Origin of the sequence: uncultured Lawsonella sp., from assembly GCF_947252745.1 — a bacterium.
GTDB lineage: Bacteria > Actinomycetota > Actinomycetes > Mycobacteriales > Mycobacteriaceae > Lawsonella.
This window is the reverse complement of sequence record NZ_CAMXWW010000016.1, coordinates 1-13,696: the sequence shown is the minus strand read 5'-3', so window position 1 is coordinate 13,696 and position 13,696 is coordinate 1. Positions and strand designations below refer to the sequence as shown.

Sequence of the window (13,696 nt, the reverse complement as noted above, 5' to 3'; positions counted from 1 at the left end):
TCGTCCACGGTGAGGCCGAGCGCAACGACATGGTCCAGTACTTCGCCGAGCTTCTGGACGGCTTCGTGGTCACCGAAAACGGCTGGGTCCAGTCCTACGGCTCCCGCTGCACCCGCCCGCCAATTGTGGTCGGCGACATCTCCCGCCCGAACGCGATGACGGTGGAGTGGGCCTCCTACGCCCAGTCCCTTTCCGACAAGCCGGTCAAGGGCATGCTCACCGGCCCGGTCACGATCCTGGCCTGGAGCTTCAAGCGCGACGATGTGCCTTTGTCTGTCTCCGCCGACCAGCTCGGCGTTGCCCTTGCAGACGAGGTTCGCGACCTTGAAGACGCCGGCATCAACGTCATCCAGATCGACGAGCCCGCACTGCGCGAGCTTTTGCCGCTGCGTGCCGACGACCGCGCCTCCTACCTCGACTGGGCCGTCCGCTCCTTCCGCCTAGTAGCCCTGGACGCCAAGCCGGCAACCCAGATCCACACCCACCTGTGCTACTCCGAGTTCGGCCAGATCATCGAGGCCGTCGCCGCGCTGGATGCGGACGTCACCTCCATCGAAGCCGCCCGCTCCCGCATGGAACTACTCGAGGACTTGGACGAGACCTTCCACTCCGAAATCGGCCCCGGCGTGTGGGACATCCACTCCCCGCGCGTGCCGTCCAAGGACGAAGTTGCGGACCTCCTGCGCGCTGCGTTGGAGAACGTCCCGACCGAGCGCCTGTGGGTCAACCCGGACTGCGGCCTGAAGACCCGCGGCTACAAGGAAGTCGATCCGTCCCTGCGTAACCTGGTCGCTGCCCGCGACGAGGTCGTCGCTGGTCTCTAGTCCGCTGGGGCTGGCCGGCCCGCGGCTCCCAGCCTCGGCGCCTGGCCCTCGCACGTTAACCCCGTGACTTGGTGTTATTTGCCCAGTTCACGGGGTTTTCTTGTGGTGTGGCCCACGGTGAATCCCGCGTGCCACATCAGCCTCATTGCAACCAAGGCCGTTTGTTACGGATGTGACGAACGCGACCTGGGGTTTTGTAAACGACCCCCGGGTCGCTTACAGCCCAATGGCGTCAGCGCCAACTAACCCGCTGCAGTAATTTCCAAATTGCAGCATTCCGGCCCCTAAACGCCCAGGTGGCGACACGAGCTCCCCGAATTGCTGCATCGTTGAATCCAGCTTGAAAGGTTTGCTTGTGACTGGTTGCTAACTAGATACAGATGAAGGTTGGATGGAGAACAGAGATTCTCCATCCAACCTTCATAGTTTCTTGAGGTTTGTAGCTAACGTTCCTCGTCGGCCCAAGTTCGGGTTTCTACGTCGAAGTCGATTTCCGACCCTTCAGAGTCAGTTCGTTTATACCAATCGGTGACCTTGCTGCTGGTGGAATCAAATCCCGTGCCTGCGCCTTTGCCCGAAGGTGCGACAGAAACTGCAATCTGGAAGTCGTCACCATGCTCTTTCAGGCCTTCTTGAACGGCCTGCTCGATGGCTCTTACCGCGTAGTCTTTTCTGATTACCGCTGGGTCTGTTCGGAGGTCAAGGACAAAACTCACTGCAATACCGATGAGGACTACAGCAAATGGAATTGCGACCAGGATAGTGAGGTTCTGGAGTGCGGTTAGTGTGGTTTTGCCGCCTGCAAGGAGCATTACGATTGCGATTCCCATCATGCAAAGGCCCCAGAACGCAACCACGAGCTTATTCGGAGCAGGGTCGCCCTTGGTGGAAAGTGTGCCCATGACCACAGAGGCGGAGTCGGCCGCCGTGATAAAGAACACTGCCAAAATCAGAATCAACAGAACTGGCATGATGCTGTTCAGCGGAAGCTGCTCGATCATTGCGAATAGCACCTGTTCGTTGGATGCAGTGCCGTCGAAACCCGCGACACCGTCACGGTGGAACTGGATCGCAGTTCCGCCAAAGACCGTGAATGCAAGGATCAGGAGTGAAGCGGGGACGATCGTGGTCACGAGGACAAACTCACGGAGGGTGCGACCGCGCGAGATACGGGCAATGAACATTCCTACAAACGGTGTCCATGCGATCCACCAAGCCCAGTAGAAGGCAGTCCACCATCCCTGGAACTCAATAGTTTCGGGGCCCCAGGACAAGGACTTGCTTGCCATGCTCAGGAAGTTATCAAAGAAGGCGATACCGCCCGACGGGATTAGGTTCAGCAGGAACAGCGTTGGTCCTGTGAAGAAAACGAATGCGATGACGCCGAGTGTTAGCGTGATGTTGATATTTGATAGGTAACGAATGCCACGCGCCACGCCGGAGACGGCACTGAGCACCACGCAAACTCCGAGAATGGCAATGACAATGACGATGAGGTTGTTGCCTGCAGGTCCAAGTCCGGCAACAATTTCGACGCCCCTGGTGATCTGGATCGCCGATAGTCCGAGGGTAGCTGCTGTACCAAACAGAGTTGCTGCGATAGCAAGCATGTCAATGATTCGGCCCAAGACAGTTTCCCCTGGCTCGGGACCGAGGAGTGGGCGGAAAACAGAGCTAATCAACGTCCGACGACCGCGGCGGTAAGTGGAATAGGCGATTGCGCCTCCCACCATTGCGTATAGACCCCAAATGAGAAACGCCCAGTGGTAGTGAGACTGCGCCATAGCTAGGTGGAGAGCTTCGGGAGTTTCGGGTTCTACAGTGTGTGGCGGGGGAGAGATGAAATAGGCGAGGGGTTCGGAAGGACCGAAGAAAAACACACCTACGCCAATACCTGCAGCAAACATCATCGCGACCCAGGAAAAGCGGGAGAACTCTGGTTTGTCGCCGTCCCTTCCCAAAGGCACGCTCCCGTATCGGGAAAAGGCGAGGTAGAGCATAAGAAATACGCCACTGACCATGACGGCGTTTAAGAGCCAAACAGCGTTCTCCATAGCCCAGCCGAATGCCGTTGTGGAGGCTGAAGAAACACCTTCAGGATTCGTAATTCCCCAGATAATGAAGGAAACGATGAGGATGCCCGTGACGAAGAAAATCACTCGATCTAGTCTGAACGAGCGGTAGTTTTGCTCAACACTGATTCCCGGGACTAAGCCCGGATGAAGATTGTGAGGGTACAGTCCGACTGCGGTACCTCGATGTCCTCCGAGTATCCGGGAGGGACCATTTCTGTTGTCGTTTTGTGTCGTCACTTGGTTTCCTTTCTTGAAGAGCCAAGTTTTGGCGGCGAACGTAGCTAACTCGTTGGTAGGCGGGTTCCGATGTACTGGAGGGTCGTGTAATCTTCGATTCCTTCGATTCCACCCTCGCGTCCAGTACCTGATTGCTTCACTCCGCCAAAGGGCGCAGCGGCGTTAGAGACGACGCCGGAATTCCAGCCCATGATGCCCGCTTCAATTTGGTCGGAAGCGGTCAGAAGTCGATCAAGGCTCTCTGTGTAGACGTAGGAAGCAAGCCCGTATTCAGTCTGATTCGCGATCTGCCAAGCCTCTGCATCATTTTCAAAGCTGACAATCGGAGCGACTGGCCCGAAGATTTCTTCATTGATAATTCGGGACTCTGGGTCGACGTTTGTCAGCAGAGTTGGCCGCATGAAGTGGCCTGGGCCATCGAATTGCTCGTCTTGGGTAATGCGCTTTGCGCCCCGTTGAAGCGCATCTTGAATCAGGGATTCGATATTTGCTAGTGAACGGCTATCGATCAGAGGGCCGCAATCAGTGCTCTCCAAGAGTCCATCGCCGACTGTCAACTGATCGAATCGCTCTGCCAGCCGGCGAGAGAACTCTTCATAGACACTGGAGTGCACGATAAAGCGATTTGCTGCAGTACAAGCCTCGCCATTGTTACGGAGCTTTGCGGCAACGGCACCTTCGATGGCTTGATCCAGATTTGCGTCCTCGAACACAAGGAATGGCGCGTTGCCTCCAAGTTCCATGGAAGATCGGACCACGTTATCTGCCGCAGCCTTCATCAGTATCTTGCCGACGTTGGTTGAGCCGGTGAAGGAGATCTTGCGCAGTCGACTGTCTGCAAGGATCGGACCAGAAATCTCAGATGCTCGTGAGCTGGGGACAATATTTAGGACGCCCGCCGGCAAACCCGCTTCCACGAACACTTCACCTAGCTTGAGAGCAGTGAGTGGAGTGAGTGCTGCTGGTTTAATCACCATCGTGCATCCAGCTGCGATAGCGGGACCGACTTTTCTTGTAATCATCGCCAAGGGGAAGTTCCACGGGGTGATGAGTAGGGAGGGACCAACAGGCTTTCTCCGAGTGATTAACCCGAGATGGCCCTCCGGTACCGACCCAGTTCGTCCTCCGATGCGAACCGCTTCCTCGCTAAACCAGCGAAGAAACTCATTGGCATAAGCAACCTCTCCACGTGATTCTGCGATTGGTTTGCCCATCTCAAGAGTTATGAGAGAAGCAAACTGCTCTGAATCTCGTTTCAGGATCTCGAACGCGTTTCGTAGGATCTCCGATCGATACCGGGGCGCAGTAGCGGCCCAAGCGTCCTGTGCCTTACATGCAGCCTCAAAAGCAGCGCGGGCATCGTTGCTGGTGGCATCACAAACTTCAGCGATGACTTCTCCATTGGAAGGGTTCTCAACTTGGAAAACTTCCTTGTGAGCTGCTTCCCGCCACTGACCGTCAATAAAGAGCCCAGATGTTTGGCCGTTGCTTTCAATCAAACTTTGTTTCATTGGAGCTTCACTTCCGACCCACTAGGAAAGTTCCGTCAGGTTTTGGCTGTCATAGAAGCGACCCGCGCGATAGATCAACGGTTCGTTCTCTGTGGCGGTTGCATTCACAACCCGTCCGATGAAGACGGTGTGAGTGAGGGCCTGGAAGCGCTCCTTAATCTCCACCTCGATTGATGCGGAGGATCCGGGGAGCAGTGGCGACCCGTTTGGCGCAGATTCCCAGTCGACCTTTGAGAACTTGTCTTCGCCCTTCGCTGCGAAGACTCCCAAAACATCTAGTTGATCCCGGCTCATGATGTTGAGTCCCATGTAATTCGACTTGAAGAGAGCCGGGTACGTCGAGGAAGTCTTCTGGACGCAAACGCTGATCAACGGTGGGTCTAGCGAGATGCTGTTGTACGAGTTCGCCGCAAGTCCTCGTGGCTTGCCGTCTTCATCCAGGGTGGTTACCACCATCACGCCTGTTACGAACTGTCGGTTGAAAGCCTTAAACGCTTCCTGTGGCGGGTTGCCGGTGAAGTTTGCAGTGACGGGTTCTACCTCATGCTGCTCGAAAGCCGAGTTCAGAGACTGCAATCCAAGGTCCGACAGAAGTTCACTGGCATCCCACGTTGCTTCTTCTCGTTTGATCTTATTGTCTTCGATTGTTAGCAAGTTGCAGCCGAAAGTCTCCACCTGGGCGCCAGTGGGTGGTACGCCATTGAGCGCTTCAGTGAAGGTTCCTTGAGACTTCCAGAAAACAGCGAAGGTGTTGTCTTCTTTCACAATTGCGTCGACCGTGGTTGTCAGGTCTGGAAAAGCTTGGCGAATATCAAGGATTTCTGCCTTGACCTGATCCAACGAGCTTCCTGCGCTCTCGCCACGGCGAAGCCTGACGTAATCCTCACAAACGATTGCGTCCAAAATATCGACGTTGCCCTTATCCCAAATCTGCTCCCAAAATTCCGCGAGTTTGGTCCGATCCAATAGTTCGCTCATTGTTCCTCCTGTCAGGCATCGCACATCCAAGCAAGTGATGTGGCGTGGGTTACATGCGGGGCCAATGCTAACGCTTGTATGCAACAGAGTCAATAGATTTTTAAAAAACCCGATAAAAACTCTGTTTATGCAAATGCTTGACAGCATTTCAAGTGAAATGTAGTTTCGCTGGTATACAAGAAAGGAGTGATTAGTGACAGCAACCGGAGACTTTCAACTGCCGCTGCTGGATAAGGTGCGTGCTCACGTGCTGTCCGGCGACTACGGACCGGGGGATCAAATACCGGAAGCAGTTTTGGCGTCTGAGTTTGGTGTCAGCCGTACACCGATTAGAGAAGTCTTTAAACAGCTCGAATCTGAGGGCCTTGTTCAGATCCGGCCAAGAGTTGGAACTTTCGTTTATGAGCCAACGAAGCGGGAGATTATCGAGCTTTTTCAACTCAAATCTTCCTTGGAAGGTCTAGCGGCCAGCCTTTTTGCTTCCCGCGCACCAGAGCGAGAGCTTTCAGTTCTTGAGGCCAACGTTTCGAAGTCAGCAAACGCTGTGGACCATGGGGACTCTGAAACATACGCGAAGCTAGTTCATGAGTTCCACTGGACGATTGTCGAAGGCGCAGATAACAACAAGCTCTACGACATGTATGAGCTGCTAATGAACCAGCTTGTCTACCACAAGCTGGTGTTGAAGACGGTAAGTACCCGAGGGCGTCTTATCGCTTCGAATCAAGAGCATGAACGGGTCCTCCAAGCGTTCGTTGATAAGGACCCGATTGCCGCCGAGATTGCGATGAGGGAGCACGTTTCAGCATCCAGCAGAGCAGCACTCATCACTTCTCATGGGCCGTCGCTCTCTGAGCTGAAAGAAGAGGATTGATTTGAGTAATGACAGTTCCCACTTTGTGGTTTTAGCTACCCAAATGGGTGTCCGGGAAACCAAGATTTATGTCGAGGAAACCTGGAGTGAAGCGCAATCTCAGCTGGAGAAGCCAGTAGTGCACATCGCGGCTACCGCCGTCGTGAAGAACCCGTGGGTTGGTGGCTCAACCGATGCGGACCTTTCTGAAGAAGTTCAAAAGCTTGCACCGGTATTGGCGAAGGTCTTGTGTGACAAGGTCCTTGCGAGCGCTGGTGGAGCCGAGAATCTCATTGCTTTTGGAAAGGCAGCTTTCGTCGGCGAAGCAGGCGAATTGGAGCATGCTGCAGCATTAATTCATACCCCCTTCTTCGGAAACCTAGTTCGCGAGATGCTGGGCGGTACCTCGGTGCTGTGCTTCACAGACGGCCGGGTCGAGCCGGGAGCGGCAGTCCGTGTGCCGATGTGGCACAAAACTGAGGCCGGACTGCGTGATTTTTATCAGACGGTAGAGGTGCCTTTGGGTGCAGCTCCAAATCGAGACGAAATCTGCGTCGTGGTTGCAGCTTCGACTGGTTCTCGACCATTTCCCCGAATTGGTGACCGGACTACGGACCCATCGGTTACCAGCGAAATCTTGAAAGGATTCTAAAAATGGAAATTCGTAAGATCGTGACCACCGTTGAGGATGTTCTTCTTGAAGGAGGCTCCCCGGTAAAGCGCCCCTATAAGGTCGCAGTTGTTTCCGCAGTGATTAAGAACCCTTGGGCGGGTGCAGGTTTCGTTGAGGACCTTGCTCCGTTGATCGACGCCAACGCAAGCGATTTGGGTGCCCTGTTGGCACCGCGAGTAGTTGAGGCGCTTGGCCAGCCGGTTGAGGCCTATGGCAAGGCAGCGATCGTCGGCATGGATGGTGAGATCGAACACGGTTCGGCGCTGATTCACACTCTGAAGTTTGGAAATCACTACAGGGATAACGTCAATGCAACCACCCTGTTGCCGGCAGTGGAGAAGCGTGGTCCGGCTGGAATTATTTTCGACATTCCGCTCAAGCACATCACTGATGCAACAATCCGTTCGCACCACCAGACGGTTGAGTGCAGGATTTCTGATGCGCCCCATGCTGACGAGATCGTAATTGCACTTGCTGCGTCTGCTAGTGGGCGTCCGCAAGAGCGACTCGCTCCGATCTCCACCGAGCAGTAAGCGATAGGAGCCGCGGACATGTGCTCGAACGTTCTCCTATTACATGGGGTTGGACTCGACTCAAGTGTTTGGGATCGTCTACGGAAACGCCTGGACTATGAAACCACTGCGTTGGACCTTCTGGGGCATGGACAACGAGCTCCAATCAAAGAAGAGGTAAACCTCAAGGCGTTTGCCGACGATGTTGTTTCACAAATGCCGCAAGAGCCAGTCCATTTGGTTGGTTTTTCGCTTGGTGGACTGGTGGCGTCGAGAATTGCAATTGATCATCCTGATCGCCTCTTGTCGCTCACGATTGTCAATTCGGTATGCGAAAGAACCGAAGCTGAGCGTGACGCGGTTCGCGCCAGGTATGCACTGGCCGCAGAAGATCTTGATGCCAGCATGAATGCGGCTCTAGACCGCTGGTTCCCACCAGAGACGCCATCCTTCGAGGAACTCAGGAGTGAAACCGGAGAGGTTCTGGCCGCCAATGATCGTGAGTCCTACTTACACGCATACAAAGTCTTCACCTTCGGGGACCTCGATGTAGCGCAAGACCTGCGCAAAGTTCTGGTCCCAACACTCATTGTTACGGGTGAGGATGACCCTGGTTCAACCGTTGATATGGCCTATCGGATGCAGGAGAAGATTCCTGACTCGACGGTTGCAGTTCTTCCAGGGGCAAGACATATGACACCAGTTACCCATGTCGCAGAACTGGAAACGCTGTTGACCAACCACTTCGACACTGCAGAAAGGCGAGTTTGATGACCGAGAAAATCTATCACTTCATAGACGGTGCTCCGGCTGAACCGGCATCCGGGGAATATATCGAGAGCACCAACCCGGCGACCCTGGAGACTCTTTACAGTTTCGCCCGCGGCGGTAAAGAAGACGTTGAAAAGGCAGTTGCCTCAGCGAAGAAGGCTTTCGAATCCAGTGGATGGAGGGACCTTTCTGCTACTAAGCGAGGACACCTTCTTCGTAAGCTCGGGGATCTCATCGCGGAGAACAGTGAAGAGCTCGCCCTACAGGAGAGCCTGGATAACGGAAAACTGCTTCGTGAGATGCGGGCGCAGCTCAAGAGCGTGCCGGAGTACCTCTACTACTACGGCGGTTTGGCCGACAAGATCATGGGCTCAACGATCCCTTCATCTAGCCCTTTCGTGTTGAACTACACGGTTCGGGAGCCGCTGGGTGTGGTTGGCGCGATCACCCCTTGGAACTCGCCCATCACTCTGACGATTTCAAAGCTGGCACCAGCGCTGGCGAGTGGAAACACAATTGTTATTAAGCCGAGTGAATACACCTCGCGAACCATTGTCCGAATCGCTGAGCTTGCACATGAAGCCGGCTTCCCACCCGGTGTCGTGAACGTTGTCACCGGCTACGGAGCTGAAGCTGGAGCGGCGCTCGTAGAGGACAAGCGACTTGCAAAGATCTCCTTCACGGGATCTACGCAGACAGGCTCATCAATCGCAGCTTCCGCAGCTTCGCGATTCATTGGGACCACCCTTGAGTTGGGAGGCAAGAGCCCCAATATCGTGTTCTCGGACGCAGACTGCGATAACGCCAGCATTGGTATTGTCGCCGGAATCTTCGCTGCTGCTGGGCAAACCTGTATTGCGGGGTCGCGAGTTTTTGCGCAGGAGGAGATTTACGACGAATTGGTCGAAAAGATCATCAACCGCGCAAGCAAGATCAAGATGGGCGACCCACTTAAGGACGACACCGAGCTTGGACCGCTGGCCTTCGCTGGCCAATTGGAAAAGGTGGAATCGTATGTCCAGCAAGGCATCGCGGAGGGGGCGAAACTGCAGTTTGGCGGCTCGCGCCCTGACGTCGGACTTCCCGGGTACTTCTTCTCGCCGACGGTCTTCACTGAAGCAACCAACGAGATGACGATCTGTCGCGAGGAGATCTTTGGCCCAGTTGTAGCCATCATGCCCTTCAAAACGGAGGAAGAGGTGTTAGCTAAGGCGAATGACACTTCGTACGGATTGGCTGCGGGCGTTTGGACTTCCAACCTTCAGCGGGCCATCCGAATGTCTGACCGCCTTGAAGCAGGCACCGTTTGGCTCAACATGTACCGCGCAATGTCCCCAACTTCACCCCGCCAGGGATTCAAGAACAGTGGTGTGGGGATTGAGCATGGCGTTGAGGCTATCAACGAGTACACGAGGTTGAAGTCCGTGTGGATCAATACCGATGAGTCTCCTATGCAGGATCCGTTCATCTTGCGCTCTTAAGAGCTGCAGATAAGGAGAAACCCAAATGCCACTCGTTCAAGTTTCTATTGGGAAAGGCCGGAGTACAGATCAGCTCCGAGATCTGGTCTCCGAAGTGCACAAGGCGGTGGAGCGAACGGTAGACGCGAAGCCGGACGATATCACCGTAATTGTCAATGAAGTTGAACCGAATCTCTGGGCTCGGGGCAACAGAACGATTGAAGAAATCCGGGCAACCTAAGTGCCCCTATCCGAAAGGAAATGAAATGCGTTTTTCACTGTTCATCCACATGGATCGTTTTGACACGTCTCAATCCCACGAAGAGGTTTGGGAGAACCTGGTCGAACTTGTGCAGCTTGCTGAAGCCGGCGGCTTCCACAAGGTATGGATCGGGGAGCACCACTCGATGGAATACACAATCTCCCCCAATCCGATGTCTCAGCTAGCAAACCTCGCTGCGAAGACCTCTACGATCCGATTGGGCGCTGGCACTATCATCGCTCCGTTCTGGCACCCAATCAGGGCTGCCGGTGAAGCTGCCTTGGTAGACGTCATCTCTGGTGGACGTCTGGAGTTGGGCATTGCCCGTGGCGCCTACCAGTTTGAGTTTGATCGCCTGAAGGACGGTATGCCAGCGGCAGAGGGTGGCGAGTATTTGCGTGAGCTAATCCCTGCAGTTCGTAACCTCTGGGCAGGGGATTACGAGCACAACGGTCAACATTACGCATTCCCAGTCTCCACTTCGGTTCCGAAGCCAAAGCAGCCGGAGATTCCAATTTGGGTAGCAGCACGAAGCCCCGAAACTCACGATTGGGCAGTTGCGAATGGCTGTAACGTGCAGGTCACGCCCCTCATGAAGGGTGATGAAGAAGTGCAGGACTTGATGGACAAGTTCAACAATGCCCGTGCAGCGCACCCAGAGATCACTGAGAAGCCTGAAATCATGGTTCTCCGCCACACGCACGTCCACTCGGCGGATGATCCAGAAGGCTGGCGTCCTGCTGCTGAATCGATCAGCAAGTTCTACCGCACGTTCTCCGCATGGGCGTTTGGCAAGGAAGCACCGGTGAATGGTTTCCTGGACCCTCAGCCGCTTGAGAAGTTCAAGGATCGACCGGAGTTTGAACTTGAGAGCATTCACAAGTCGGCCATGATTGGTACTCCAGATGAGGTTATTCCTCGCATTAAGGACTACGAAGCGATGGGGTATGACGAGTACGCCTACTGGATCGACAATGCCATGTCTTTTGAAGGGAAGCGGGATTCCCTGAAGCTCTTCATCGATCAGGTTGTGCCAGCATTCGGTGAGTAGACCATGCAGATCGAAGGAATTGTTCAACCAGGGGACCAACGAGGTCGTTTGCTAGGTTTCCCCACTGCCAATATTGCGTTGCCGACGGAGAACGAACAGCTCTGGGAAGAGCGTTCAGGGGTTTGGTCAGGGCTTGCCACGCTTGACGACGGCACGTGCCACCTCGCCACCATCTCAATCGGCAGACGACCGACGTTCTATCGAAAAGATGGCGAGTTGCTAGCAGAAGCCTTTCTCCATGATTTTCAAGGCGACTTGTATGGTCGGAAATTGGTCATCAACCTCGAACACTTCTTGAGAACGCAGGCCAAGTTCGACTCGGTCGACGAGTTGATTAGTGCGATGGAGGCTGATGCCCAGAACACTGAGAAGCTAGTAACACTCCAACCGTGATCGGTCGGAAACTCCGGCCTTGCTAACCCCGTGACCTGGTGTTATTTGCCCAGGCCACGGGGTTTTCTTGAGCTCTTGCCCTGTGCCCTAGCCCGTAGCTAATCCCGCGTGCCACATCAGCCTCATTGCAACCAAGGCCGTTTGTTACGGATGTGACGAACGCGACCTGGGGTTTTGTAAACGACCCCCGGGTCGCTTACAGCCCAATGGCGTCAGCGCCAACTAACCCGCTGCAGTGATTTCCAAATTGCTACATTCCGGCTTCTAAACGCCCAGGTGGCGACACTAGCTCCCCGGATTGTTGCATCGGCCGGCGGCTAAATGCTGGGGGAGGCCAACCGGGCCAACACAGGCCCGCCGAGAGCTTCACTCTCGCTAACTATCGCCGAGTTGGCCGGAGAGGTGGTCGAGGCGCCACTTGCTCGGGCCGTCCAGGCCGATGATCTCCACGGTTTTGCCGCGCTGCTGGAACTTGTGGGTGATGGAGTCGAGGGTGGCTACGGTGGAGGCGTCCCAAATTTCGGCCGCGGAGAGGTCAATGATGATGTGTTCGGCCTCATCGTTGTAGTCGAACTGGTACACAAGGTCGTTGCTGGACGCCCAGAAGAGCTGGCCGTGGACTTTGTAGGTGCGGATGTTGGGGTGGCCGTCGCCAGTCGTGTCTAGCTCTTCGACCATCTCCAGGCGCACCAGGTGGGCGACGCGGCGGGTGAAGGTCACCATCGCCGTCAGCACACCCAGCACCACGCCGACGGCCAGGTTGCCGGTGCCCAGCGTGCCGACGACAGTGACCAACATCGCGGTCGTTTCAGACAGCGGCATGAACTTCAGCGTGCGTGGGTGGAGGGAGTGCCAGTCAATGGTGCCAAGGGAGACCACGATCATCACGGCAACCAAAGCGGCCATGGGGATTTGGCCCACCAGGTTGTTCAACGTGAGCATGAGCACCAAGAGGAACACGCCGGAAATCAGCGTGGACAGGCGGGTGCGTGCGCCGGATTCGCGCACGTTGATCATGGTTTGGCCGATCATGCCGCAGCCGCCCATGCCGCCGAAGAAACCGGTAACAATGTTGGCTACGCCTTGGCCCCAGGATTCGCGGGTTTTGTCGGAGTGGGTGTCGGTGATGTCATCTACAAGCTTGGCGGTCATCAAGGATTCCATGATGCCGACTACTGCCATGCCCAAGGCATACGGTGCGATGATGGAAAACGTTTCGAGGGTTAACGGGACGTCGGGAAGCAAAAGACCTGGTAGCGAGCTTGGGAGCTGACCCATGTCACCCACGTTGGGCACGGACCAGCCGAACGCCAGCACCATCGCGGTGAGCACGACGATGGCTACCAGTGGGGCGGGGACAACCGTGGTCAGGCGTGGCAGGCCGACCACAATGACCAGGCCGATGGCCACCAGCGGGTAGACCAACCACGGTACGTTGAACAGGTGCGGCAACTGCGCGGAAAACACGAGGATGCCCAGGGCGTTGACAAAGCCGACCATCACGGAGCGGGGGATAAACCGCATAAGGCGTGCGATGCCAAGGATGGCCAACAGGATTTGGAAGATGCCGCCGAGGATCACCGTGGCAATGAAGTAGTCAAAGCCGTGATCGCGCATCACCGGTGCGATTACCAGGGCGATGGCGCCGGTGGCGGCGGTGATCATCGCAGGGCGCCCGCCGGTGAACGAAATCGTGATTGCCATGATGACGGTGGCGAACAGCCCCACCGCCGGGTCCACACCCGCCAGGATGGAAAAGGCGATGGACTCCGGAATCAGCGCAAGCGCCACGGTCATGCCGGCAAACACTTCGGTGCGCAGGCGCGCCGGGGAGGAAAACGCGTAGCGGAAAGAGTCGATAACTCCGGAGGGGGCTTTTTCGGTCATGGGCTAACCGTAATCCTCGGGCGGCGGCAAGGCGAACCCTGAAAACAAATCGATTTGTTACGGATGTGATTTTAAAACCCCAGGTCGCTGAAAAATATCGCAAAATTTTTCAGGGTTTCTGAATACCGCGTACCCTAGTCACCATGACTATGAAACCTGACTTAGGCCAATTTAGTGCGGAAGTTCGTGGCCGGTGATCGCTTGGATGG

12 protein-coding genes and 1 pseudogene are annotated in these 13,696 nt (G+C 55.5%); 9 read left to right on the top strand and 4 right to left on the bottom strand.

What is annotated here, in order from left to right:
- Positions 1–824: pseudogene (locus Q0X28_RS08495) on the top strand (5-methyltetrahydropteroyltriglutamate--homocysteine S-methyltransferase); the annotation flags it as partial.
- Between the two features lie 443 nt (positions 825–1,267).
- On the opposite strand, the gene Q0X28_RS08490 reads toward Q0X28_RS08495, so the two are convergent.
- The 3 genes from Q0X28_RS08490 to Q0X28_RS08480 form a co-directional block, all read right to left on the bottom strand.
- On the bottom strand, positions 1,268–3,097 hold the full coding sequence (locus tag Q0X28_RS08490) for a BCCT family transporter (RefSeq protein ID WP_298577646.1): 1,830 nt from the start codon (positions 3,095–3,097) through the stop codon (positions 1,268–1,270).
- A gap of 83 nt (positions 3,098–3,180) precedes the next feature.
- Positions 3,181–4,647, bottom strand: coding sequence for an NAD-dependent succinate-semialdehyde dehydrogenase (locus Q0X28_RS08485; RefSeq protein WP_298577644.1), 1,467 nt, complete (start codon positions 4,645–4,647; stop codon positions 3,181–3,183).
- A gap of 21 nt (positions 4,648–4,668) precedes the next feature.
- Entirely contained in the window at positions 4,669–5,625 is a 957-nt protein-coding gene (locus Q0X28_RS08480; protein WP_298577642.1) for a flavin reductase, read from the bottom strand.
- Positions 5,626–5,818: 193 nt separating this feature from the next.
- Between Q0X28_RS08480 and Q0X28_RS08475 the strand changes: the two genes are divergently transcribed.
- Genes Q0X28_RS08475 through Q0X28_RS08440 form a run of 8 tightly spaced genes read left to right on the top strand, consistent with a single transcriptional unit; the run spans position 5,819 to position 11,600 of the window.
- Positions 5,819–6,499: a GntR family transcriptional regulator gene (locus Q0X28_RS08475; RefSeq protein ID WP_298577640.1), complete on the top strand. Its 681-nt coding sequence runs from the start codon at positions 5,819–5,821 to the stop codon at positions 6,497–6,499.
- A 1-nt stretch (position 6,500) separates the two neighbouring features.
- Entirely contained in the window at positions 6,501–7,130 is a 630-nt protein-coding gene (locus Q0X28_RS08470; protein WP_298577638.1) for an amino acid synthesis family protein, read from the top strand.
- A gap of 2 nt (positions 7,131–7,132) precedes the next feature.
- The gene (locus Q0X28_RS08465; protein ID WP_070494643.1) at positions 7,133–7,684 is read left to right on the top strand and encodes an amino acid synthesis family protein; all 552 of its coding nucleotides are present in this window, start codon (positions 7,133–7,135) and stop codon (positions 7,682–7,684) included.
- Between the two features lie 18 nt (positions 7,685–7,702).
- Complete coding sequence (locus Q0X28_RS08460) at positions 7,703–8,434, top strand: alpha/beta fold hydrolase (protein ID WP_070494644.1); 732 nt, start codon at positions 7,703–7,705, stop codon at positions 8,432–8,434.
- Positions 8,434–9,915, top strand: coding sequence for an aldehyde dehydrogenase (locus Q0X28_RS08455; protein ID WP_298577633.1), 1,482 nt, complete (start codon positions 8,434–8,436; stop codon positions 9,913–9,915). Before Q0X28_RS08460 ends, Q0X28_RS08455 begins: the two co-directional genes overlap by 1 nt.
- A gap of 25 nt (positions 9,916–9,940) precedes the next feature.
- A complete protein-coding gene (locus Q0X28_RS08450) occupies positions 9,941–10,135 on the top strand; it encodes a tautomerase family protein (RefSeq protein WP_070494646.1) in 195 nt (64 codons plus the stop codon).
- 25 nt (positions 10,136–10,160) lie between these two features.
- On the top strand, positions 10,161–11,207 hold the full coding sequence (locus Q0X28_RS08445) for an LLM class flavin-dependent oxidoreductase (RefSeq protein ID WP_070494647.1): 1,047 nt from the start codon (positions 10,161–10,163) through the stop codon (positions 11,205–11,207).
- Positions 11,208–11,210: 3 nt separating this feature from the next.
- On the top strand, positions 11,211–11,600 hold the full coding sequence (locus tag Q0X28_RS08440) for a riboflavin kinase (RefSeq protein WP_298577628.1): 390 nt from the start codon (positions 11,211–11,213) through the stop codon (positions 11,598–11,600).
- A 375-nt stretch (positions 11,601–11,975) separates the two neighbouring features.
- Here the strand turns inward: Q0X28_RS08440 and Q0X28_RS08435 are convergent, their stop codons facing one another.
- Complete coding sequence (locus Q0X28_RS08435; protein ID WP_298577626.1) at positions 11,976–13,487, bottom strand: SulP family inorganic anion transporter; 1,512 nt, start codon at positions 13,485–13,487, stop codon at positions 11,976–11,978.
- Positions 13,488–13,696: the final 209 nt, after the last annotated feature.

Bases quoted from the DNA above. Each gene is read 5' to 3' on its own strand.
- Q0X28_RS08485 (WP_298577644.1), bottom strand. From the start codon at position 4,647: ATGAAACAAAGTTTGATTGAAAGCAACGGCCAAACATCTGGGCTCTTT.
- Q0X28_RS08480 (WP_298577642.1), bottom strand. From the start codon at position 5,625: ATGAGCGAACTATTGGATCGGACCAAACTCGCGGAATTTTGGGAGCAG.
- Q0X28_RS08465 (WP_070494643.1), top strand. From the start codon at position 7,133: ATGGAAATTCGTAAGATCGTGACCACCGTTGAGGATGTTCTTCTTGAA.
- Q0X28_RS08460 (WP_070494644.1), top strand. From the start codon at position 7,703: ATGTGCTCGAACGTTCTCCTATTACATGGGGTTGGACTCGACTCAAGT.
- Q0X28_RS08455 (WP_298577633.1), top strand. From the start codon at position 8,434: ATGACCGAGAAAATCTATCACTTCATAGACGGTGCTCCGGCTGAACCG.
- Q0X28_RS08450 (WP_070494646.1), top strand. From the start codon at position 9,941: ATGCCACTCGTTCAAGTTTCTATTGGGAAAGGCCGGAGTACAGATCAG.
- Q0X28_RS08445 (WP_070494647.1), top strand. From the start codon at position 10,161: ATGCGTTTTTCACTGTTCATCCACATGGATCGTTTTGACACGTCTCAA.
- Q0X28_RS08440 (WP_298577628.1), top strand. From the start codon at position 11,211: ATGCAGATCGAAGGAATTGTTCAACCAGGGGACCAACGAGGTCGTTTG.
- Q0X28_RS08435 (WP_298577626.1), bottom strand. From the start codon at position 13,487: ATGACCGAAAAAGCCCCCTCCGGAGTTATCGACTCTTTCCGCTACGCG.